The 6,582-nt window shown below is 71.0% G+C and carries 8 protein-coding genes; 2 read left to right on the forward strand and 6 right to left on the reverse strand.

From position 1 onward, the window contains the following. Window positions 1-94: 94 nt before the first annotated feature. Window positions 95-379, forward strand: a complete 285-nt coding sequence (locus tag H036_RS0121150) for a hypothetical protein (protein WP_157417751.1) — start codon at window positions 95-97, stop codon at window positions 377-379. Here H036_RS0121150 and H036_RS0121155 read toward each other — a convergent pair. Both H036_RS0121155 and H036_RS0121160 read right to left on the reverse strand, forming a co-directional pair. Continuing rightward, on the reverse strand, window positions 361-1,263 hold the full coding sequence (locus H036_RS0121155; protein WP_017936814.1) for a Sir2 family NAD-dependent protein deacetylase: 903 nt from the start codon (window positions 1,261-1,263) through the stop codon (window positions 361-363). The genes H036_RS0121150 and H036_RS0121155 overlap by 19 nt on opposite strands. Then, window positions 1,260-1,529 (reverse strand): DUF2277 domain-containing protein, encoded by a 270-nt coding sequence (locus tag H036_RS0121160; RefSeq protein ID WP_017936815.1) that lies wholly within the window; start codon window positions 1,527-1,529, stop codon window positions 1,260-1,262. The genes H036_RS0121155 and H036_RS0121160 overlap by 4 nt, the downstream gene beginning before the upstream one ends. A 139-nt stretch (window positions 1,530-1,668) precedes the next feature. On the opposite strand from H036_RS0121160, the gene H036_RS24055 reads away from it, so the two are divergent. Next, a complete protein-coding gene (locus H036_RS24055) occupies window positions 1,669-2,730 on the forward strand; it encodes a sensor histidine kinase (RefSeq protein ID WP_017936816.1) in 1,062 nt (353 codons plus the stop codon). Between the two features lie 51 nt (window positions 2,731-2,781). On the opposite strand, the gene H036_RS0121170 is transcribed toward H036_RS24055, so the two are convergent. The 4 genes from H036_RS0121170 to H036_RS0121185 all read right to left on the reverse strand — a co-directional run. After that, entirely contained in the window at window positions 2,782-3,303 is a 522-nt protein-coding gene (locus H036_RS0121170; RefSeq protein ID WP_017936817.1) for a hypothetical protein, read from the reverse strand. Continuing rightward, window positions 3,300-5,363, reverse strand: coding sequence for a flagellar biosynthesis protein FlhA (gene flhA, locus H036_RS0121175; protein WP_017936818.1), 2,064 nt, complete (start codon window positions 5,361-5,363; stop codon window positions 3,300-3,302). The genes H036_RS0121170 and flhA overlap by 4 nt, the downstream gene beginning before the upstream one ends. 80 nt (window positions 5,364-5,443) lie before the next feature. Beyond that, window positions 5,444-6,118, reverse strand: a complete 675-nt coding sequence (locus H036_RS0121180; protein WP_157417753.1) for a class I SAM-dependent methyltransferase — start codon at window positions 6,116-6,118, stop codon at window positions 5,444-5,446. Beyond that, window positions 6,115-6,582, reverse strand: a 468-nt coding sequence (locus H036_RS0121185; RefSeq protein WP_026146233.1) for an HNH endonuclease signature motif containing protein, incomplete at its 5' end; no start/stop codon positions are given. The genes H036_RS0121180 and H036_RS0121185, both read right to left, overlap by 4 nt.

Below are 6,582 nucleotides of genomic sequence, written 5' to 3' on the forward strand. Positions count from 1 at the left end.
GCGGCTGCACGACCGGTAGATAGAGAGAGAACTTCCGTTGGAGCTGGTTCACGTTCGCCTCACGGCGGCGGACCTGGTCGGACCTGGTCGCGTCGTGCTCCCGCACACGCGCACCGGCCTGCCCCAGCCCCTCGAGGTCGGCGACGAGCTGGTCGTCACCGACCAGGACGGTGAGTTCCACGGCGCAACGGTCGTGGCCGTGGGCGGTGACGGCGTGGATCCGGAGTATCACCTCCGGATCGGGGCCCGGCTGCCGGTCGATCTCGCCGCCCAGCGAATGACCGACGCCGACCTGGAGCCGGAGAACATCAGCGTCCACGACGTGGTCGATCTACTCGGCGAGCTGCGCAACATGCTGCGTCACACCGATATGACCTGAGGCCGGTCCGGCTCCTCGCCGATCTCCGCGCGACGCTTCGCCAACGCGGTCAGGAAGCCGCTGGTGCCCGCGTCGATCCGGTACGTCGCCAGCGCGTCGCCGCGGGTCGTGCCGCGGTTGACGATGACGGTCGGCGTACCTGCCTTGGCGGCGCGACGAACGAACCGCAGGCCGCTCATCACGGTCAGGCTGCTGCCGGCCACGAGCAGCGCGCCACCCTGGGTGGCGAGGGCGTCGACGGCGGCCATGCAGCGCTCGACGCGGTCGCGCGGGACGTTCTCGCCGAAGAAGACCACGTCGGGCTTGAGGACGCCGCCGCACACCTCGCAGGCGGGCACGACGAAGTCGGAGGTGTCCTCCAGGTCCACGTCGCCGTCCGGTCGCACGGCCACGTCGTCGTGTCGCTCGGCCCAGCCGGGGTTGAGCTCCTCGAGTCGCTGCTGCAGCGCCGCGCGCTCGCTGACGGTGCCGCAGGAGAGGCAGACGACCTGGGAGATGCGGCCGTGCAGCGCCACCACGTTGCGGCTGCCCGCAGCTTCGTGCAGGCCGTCCACGTTCTGGGTGATGAGCAGCTCGGGGTCGATCGCCGCCAGCGCGAGGTGGCCGGCATTCGGCTCGGCCACCCGCATCCGGGACCAGCCGAGCGCCGAGCGCGCCCAGTAACGCTGCTGCGCGCCCGGGCCGGAGACGAACTCGCCGTACGTCATCGGCATGCGCGCGGGTGCGTTCGGGCCGCGGTAGTCAGGGATGCCGGAGTCGGTGGAGAGGCCCGCGCCGGTCAGCGCCACCAGCGGGCCGTCGGCGAGCAACGCCAGCGCATGCTCGGCGTCGGCGCGGGAGGCAGGCCGGGGGTCGGTCAGGTGCTCGGACACGGGTCCGGTCACCGCGCGTAGCGGACCGCGGCCCGCGCCTTCGCCTTCGCCGCCTCGACCTCACGGTCGCGCTTGGGCGCCTGCGTGACGAGCTCGTCGAGGAGGTGCTGGGTGGCGTGCGCGATGACCGCCACGGCGTGGTCGAACGCCTCCTGGTTGGCTTGCGAGGGCCGCGTCGTGCCGCTGACCTTGCGGACGTATTGCAGCGCGGCGGCACTCACCTCGTCCGATGTCGCGGCCGGCTCGAAGTTGTGCAGGGGTCGGATGTTGCGGCACATGTCCTCAGCCTAGGTCGCCCCGGCCAGGGACGCCCCCCGCCCGGTCGGGAGGAAATCGTCCGAACCCGTCAAGAAATCGGGACCATCCGCCCACCGAACCGGCTGTGGAGGCCCGGTGCGGTCATTACTATGGTCCCTCGTGGTCCCCGCAGCAGAAGGACGCCATCGCGCGTCCCACCCGGCCTCGTCGGCCGACGCTGTCGACCCAGCGGTCGAGTTCTCCCAGCCCGTCGAGCTGCTCATCGAGGCGCTGTTGTCCGTCTCGGCCGACCTGGATCTCGACGGCGTGCTGCGGCGTACGCTCGAGGCGGGCTGCATCCTGACCGGGGCGCCGCACGGCATGGTGGCGATCGCGGGGGAGCGGGCGATCCTGTACGGCGAGCGTGCGTCTGCCGAGCCGCTCAGTGCCAGCCGCGACGGGCTGGTGACCACGGTGATGGTCGGCCGCCTGCCGTTCGCGCGGCTGCACCTGGCGGGTCGCCCCGGGGGCTTCGATCCGTCCGACGAGCTGATGCTGAGCCGGCTGGTGACCGCCGCCGGCCAGGCGATCGGCAACGCGCTGGAGCACCAGCACGCCCATGTGCCGGGCGAGGGTGAGCCTGCAGACGTCGAGAGTGCGGTCGGTGCCGAGCGCGAGCGGATCGCGCGCGACCTGCACGACACCGTGATCCAGCAGCTGTTCGCGACCGGGCTGCAGCTGCAGGGCGTGCGGCGTGCCATCGGTGAGGAGGTCGGCGCCGGGATCACGGCCGCCATCCGCGACCTCGACACCACCATGAAGGACCTGCGAGCCACGATCTACGGACTGCGCCGCCGTCGCCAGCTCACGATGCTGGGACAGGTGGAAGCGCTGGTGGAGGAGTACGCCGCCGGCCTCGGCTTCCGGCCGACGCTGGAGCACAGCGGTCCGATCGACGCACTGCTGGAGGGCGACCTCGGCGACCACGTCCTCGCCACCCTGCGCGAGGCACTGTCCAACATCGTCAAGCACGCCCGCGCCACCGCCGCCGGTGTCGAGCTGCACGTCTCGCCGTCGTGGACGATGCTGCGGGTCTGTGACAACGGCGTGGGCATCCCGGACGGCGAGTGCGGGGTGCTGGGCAGCGGCCTGGCGAACCTGCGGACCCGTGCGGAGCGGTTGGGCGGCCTGCTGCGGATCCGTGGCAGCCGGCTGGACTGGATCGTCCCGACTGCGCACTGACCCCTGATCCGTGGCGCCTGGTGTGGCCCCTGGTGTGGCCTCGGCGGGCTGTCAGACCGGGTCGGCGAAGGGATCGGCGTTGAGGTCCAGCGGCGCCAGCTCGCCGAGGTCGTCGATGCTGCCGAAGTCGGCAAGCCCCGCATCGAGGTCGCCGAGCGGCTCGAGGTCGCCGGTCGATGGCGCGTCGAGGGCTGAGGATCCGTCGAGGGCGAGCGGCGCGTCGTACTCCTGGAAGCCGCCGCCGAAGTCGTCGTAGTCGACCCGTGCGTCGTACAGGCTCGTTGCCGAGGCTGTGGTCCGCGACGAGGTCGAGGTCCGGCTGTCGGCGTCCGCGGGTGCCGGTCCTAGTGCGCCGCCCTCGCCGAGCCGGCGGATGAGCTCGGTGAGCATGGCACAGGTGAGCAGCACGATCAGGAACCGCTCGAGGAGGATCCCGGCAGGCAGCTCCCGCTCGACCACGGCGGTCCACACGGCGGGCATGCTCAGCAGCGCGCTGACCGTGATGACCTCGGGGGTGAGGCCGACCAGCGACGGGGCGGCGTGGTTGACGGCGGGCAGCGGCATGGTCGTCACGCCCCCACCGCCGTGAGGTTGGCGCCGCCATCGACCCGGCTACCGGAGACCACCCCGACCGAGTGGACGCTCGCAGCGCCGCTGACCTCGGTGTAGGACAGGATCGGGAGACGGGGCATGGCCGGAGCCATGAGGCGACGTACGGCTGCGCGCAGCTGCGGGGCGCAGACCAGCACCGCGCGGACGTTGTTGTTCTCCCCGACCTGGACGAGCTGGGCGGTGCGGGTGAGGACGTTCTGGGCGGTGTCGGGGTCGAGGGCGAGCACGGCGCCCTGCTCGGTGGCCCGCAGCGCCTCGAGCATGCCCTGCTCGAGCATCGGGTCGAGGCTGATCGCGGAGACGGCCCCCTCGGTGAGGTACGGCGCGACGATCGCCGGGCCGAGCGCGGCACGCGAGGCCTCCACCAGCCCGTCGAGGTCCTTGGAGACCGGGGCGCGCATCGAGAGTGCTTCGAAGATCCGGACCAGGTCGCGCACCGAGACGTTCTCCTCGAGCAGCGCGCGGAGCACCCGCTGGATCTCGCCGAGGGAGAGCTGGCTGGGGGTGAGCTCCTCGATCACGACCGGATGGGTGCGCTTGACCACGTCGGTGAGCAGGCGGACGTCCTCGCGGCCCAGCAGGCGGCCGGCGTGGGCGGTGACCACCTCGGAGAGGTGGGTGGTGACCACCGAGGCGCGGTCCACGACGGTGGCGCCCCCCATCTCGGCCTGATGCCGCAGCTCGGCCGGGATCCACTTGGCGTCCAGGCCGAAGACAGGCTCGCGGGTGGCCTGGCCCGGCAGCGCGCCGAGGAAGTCGCCGATGGCCAGGACGCATCCCCGCGGCGCCTCCCCGCGGGCCACCTCCACGCCGAACAGCGTGATCGCGTAGTAGCGCAGCGGCAGGTCCAGGTTGTCGCGGGTGCGCACCGGCGGGATCACGATGCCCAGGTCGGTGGCGATCTTGCGGCGCAGCGCCTTGACCCGGTCGAGCAGGTCGCCGCCCGCGGAGGGGTCGACCAGGTCGATGAGGTCGGCGGAGAGCTCCAGGCCGAGCGGGTCCACCAGGATGTCGGCGGCGAGTTGCTCGGGTGCGTCGGGATTCTTCGGCGGCGGGGCGTCGAGCAGCGGGTCGAGCTCGAGGGCGGCCGGGGCTTCCTTCACCCGGGTCGAGGCGAGCAGCATCGCCCCGCCCGCGATGATGAACGGGATCTTGGGCAGGCCCGGGATGATGCAGATGGCGAGGGCGGCGAAGCCGGACACGCGCAGCGGCGTACGGCGTGCTCCGAGCTGGCGCAGGATGTCCGATCCCATGTCGTCGTTGCCCGCCGCGCGGGTGACGATCAGGCCGGTGGCGACCGAGAGCAGCAGCGCTGGGATCTGGGAGACCAGGCCGTCACCGATGGAGAGCAGCGAGTAGGTGTTGATCGCCTCGCCGAAGCTGAGGTGGTTCTGCACCATGCCGATCGCGAACCCGCCCAGCAGGTTGACCAGCGTGATGATGATGGCGGCGACGGCGTCACCCTGGACGAACTTGGACGCACCGTCCATGGCGCCGTGGAAGTCGGCTTCGGCGTGCACCTCGGCGCGGCGCTGCTTGGCCTCCTCATCGTCGATCAGGCCGGAATTGAGGTCGGCGTCGATCGACATCTGCTTGCCGGGCATGGCATCGAGGGTGAAGCGCGCGCCGACCTCCGCGACGCGGCCGGCACCCTTGGTGATCACGACGAACTGGATGATCAGCAGGATCGCGAAGACGATCAGGCCGACGATGAGCGAGCCACCGACCACGAAGTGGCCGAAGGTGTCGATCACCTTGCCGGCGTACCCGTGCAGCAGGACGAGCCGGGTGGCGGAGACGTTCAGCGCCAGCCGGAACAGGGTCATCACCAGGATCACCGAGGGGAACGACGCGAAGTCGAGCGCCCGGGTGATGAACATCGTGGTCAGCAGCACCAGCAGTGCGCCGGTGATGTTGGCGGCGATGAGCAGGTCCAGCGCCGCGGCCGGAAGCGGCACGACCAGCATGACCACGATCAGCACGATGCCGATGGGCACGCCGAGCTTGGCGTAGGACTTCACAATCAGGTGCCTCTCGAGGCGAATCTGGCTCGTGCCGTCCTTGGCACCACACGGGTGGCACCGTCCTGGTGCCGGTGGGCCTATCGGCCGGTGTCGTGGGCGGGTGAGGGATCCGGGGCCATCTGATCGCGGTGCGGCGCGGTCTGGTCGTGGTTGATGTGCGGACCGCGTACGGCGACGACGGCACCGTGTGGTCGGCGCCCCGGATCGGTCCTCGTCTGGGTCTCGGTCACGGTGAAGCCGGCTCGTGTCACGCGCGCAGACAGCTCGGCGATCGGCCACCAGTGTGCTGTCACGATGGCGTGGTCGAACGGCTCGTTGGTCGGGCCCTCGAAGAAGCCGAGCAGCAGGCCGCCTCCGGGCCGCACGCAGCGGGCGACCTCGGTGAGGACGTCGTCGAACTCCGTCGGAGGAAGGTGGATCAGGGAGTACCACGCGAGGACGCCGCCCAGAGCGCCGGCGGGTTCGTCGAGGTGCTGGGCGGTGCCGTGCGCATAGCTGACGTCCGGGAAGTGGCCGCGGGCGTGCTCGACGAAGGCGGCCACCGGGTCGACGCCGTAGACGTCGCAGCCTTGCGCGTGCAGCAGCTGGGTCCACTGGCCCGGTCCGCACCCGAGGTCGAGGATCCTCCCCTGAACGCCCGCAGCCCAGCGGGTGACGAGCTCGCGGTCGGTCGGGTGGGTCGCCTGGATCGAGCCGAACAGCTCGATGTACTCGTCCGCGCGTGCCATGTACGCCTCTTGAACGAGTGTCATGTCATCAGCCTTCCAGAAGGAGCCTGTGGGCCGTGGGCGCTTCGGCGGTCACGAAGGGACTCTTCGGTGTCATGGCGGTCATCGATGAGCGTCGCGGTCTTGCGGTAGCGGTAGTCGCCGTTGGGGAGCTGGATGGTTTCGTAGGTGGGGTCGTGGGCTCGTCTGTGGTGGTGGCCGCAGAGGAGGGCCGCGTTGGTGAGGTCGGTGGGTCCGCCTCGGCTCCAGGGATTTTCGTGGTGGGCGTCGCACCAGGTGGCGGGGACGGTGCAGCCTTCGGCGCGGCAGTGCTGGTCGCGGATCTTGAGGGCCTTGCGTTGCGCTGGTGAGAAGAGGCGTCTGGCTCGGCCGAGGTCCAAGGGCTCGGATTGGCCGCCCAGCACGTAGGGGATGATCGCGGCGGTGCACGCCAGCCGCCGGGTCTCGCCCGCGGAGATCGGGGTCTGACCGAGGCTTGCGGTGCCGAC

The sequence above is a fragment of the Nocardioides sp. Iso805N genome, from assembly GCF_000364605.1.
Taxonomy (GTDB): Bacteria; Actinomycetota; Actinomycetes; order Propionibacteriales; family Nocardioidaceae; genus Nocardioides.

Excerpts from the sequence above, each read along its gene's own strand:
- H036_RS0121160 (WP_017936815.1), bottom strand. The coding sequence starts at position 1,529 with ATGTGCCGCAACATCCGACCCCTGCACAACTTCGAGCCGGCCGCGACA.
- H036_RS0121180 (WP_157417753.1), bottom strand. The coding sequence starts at position 6,118 with ATGACACTCGTTCAAGAGGCGTACATGGCACGCGCGGACGAGTACATC.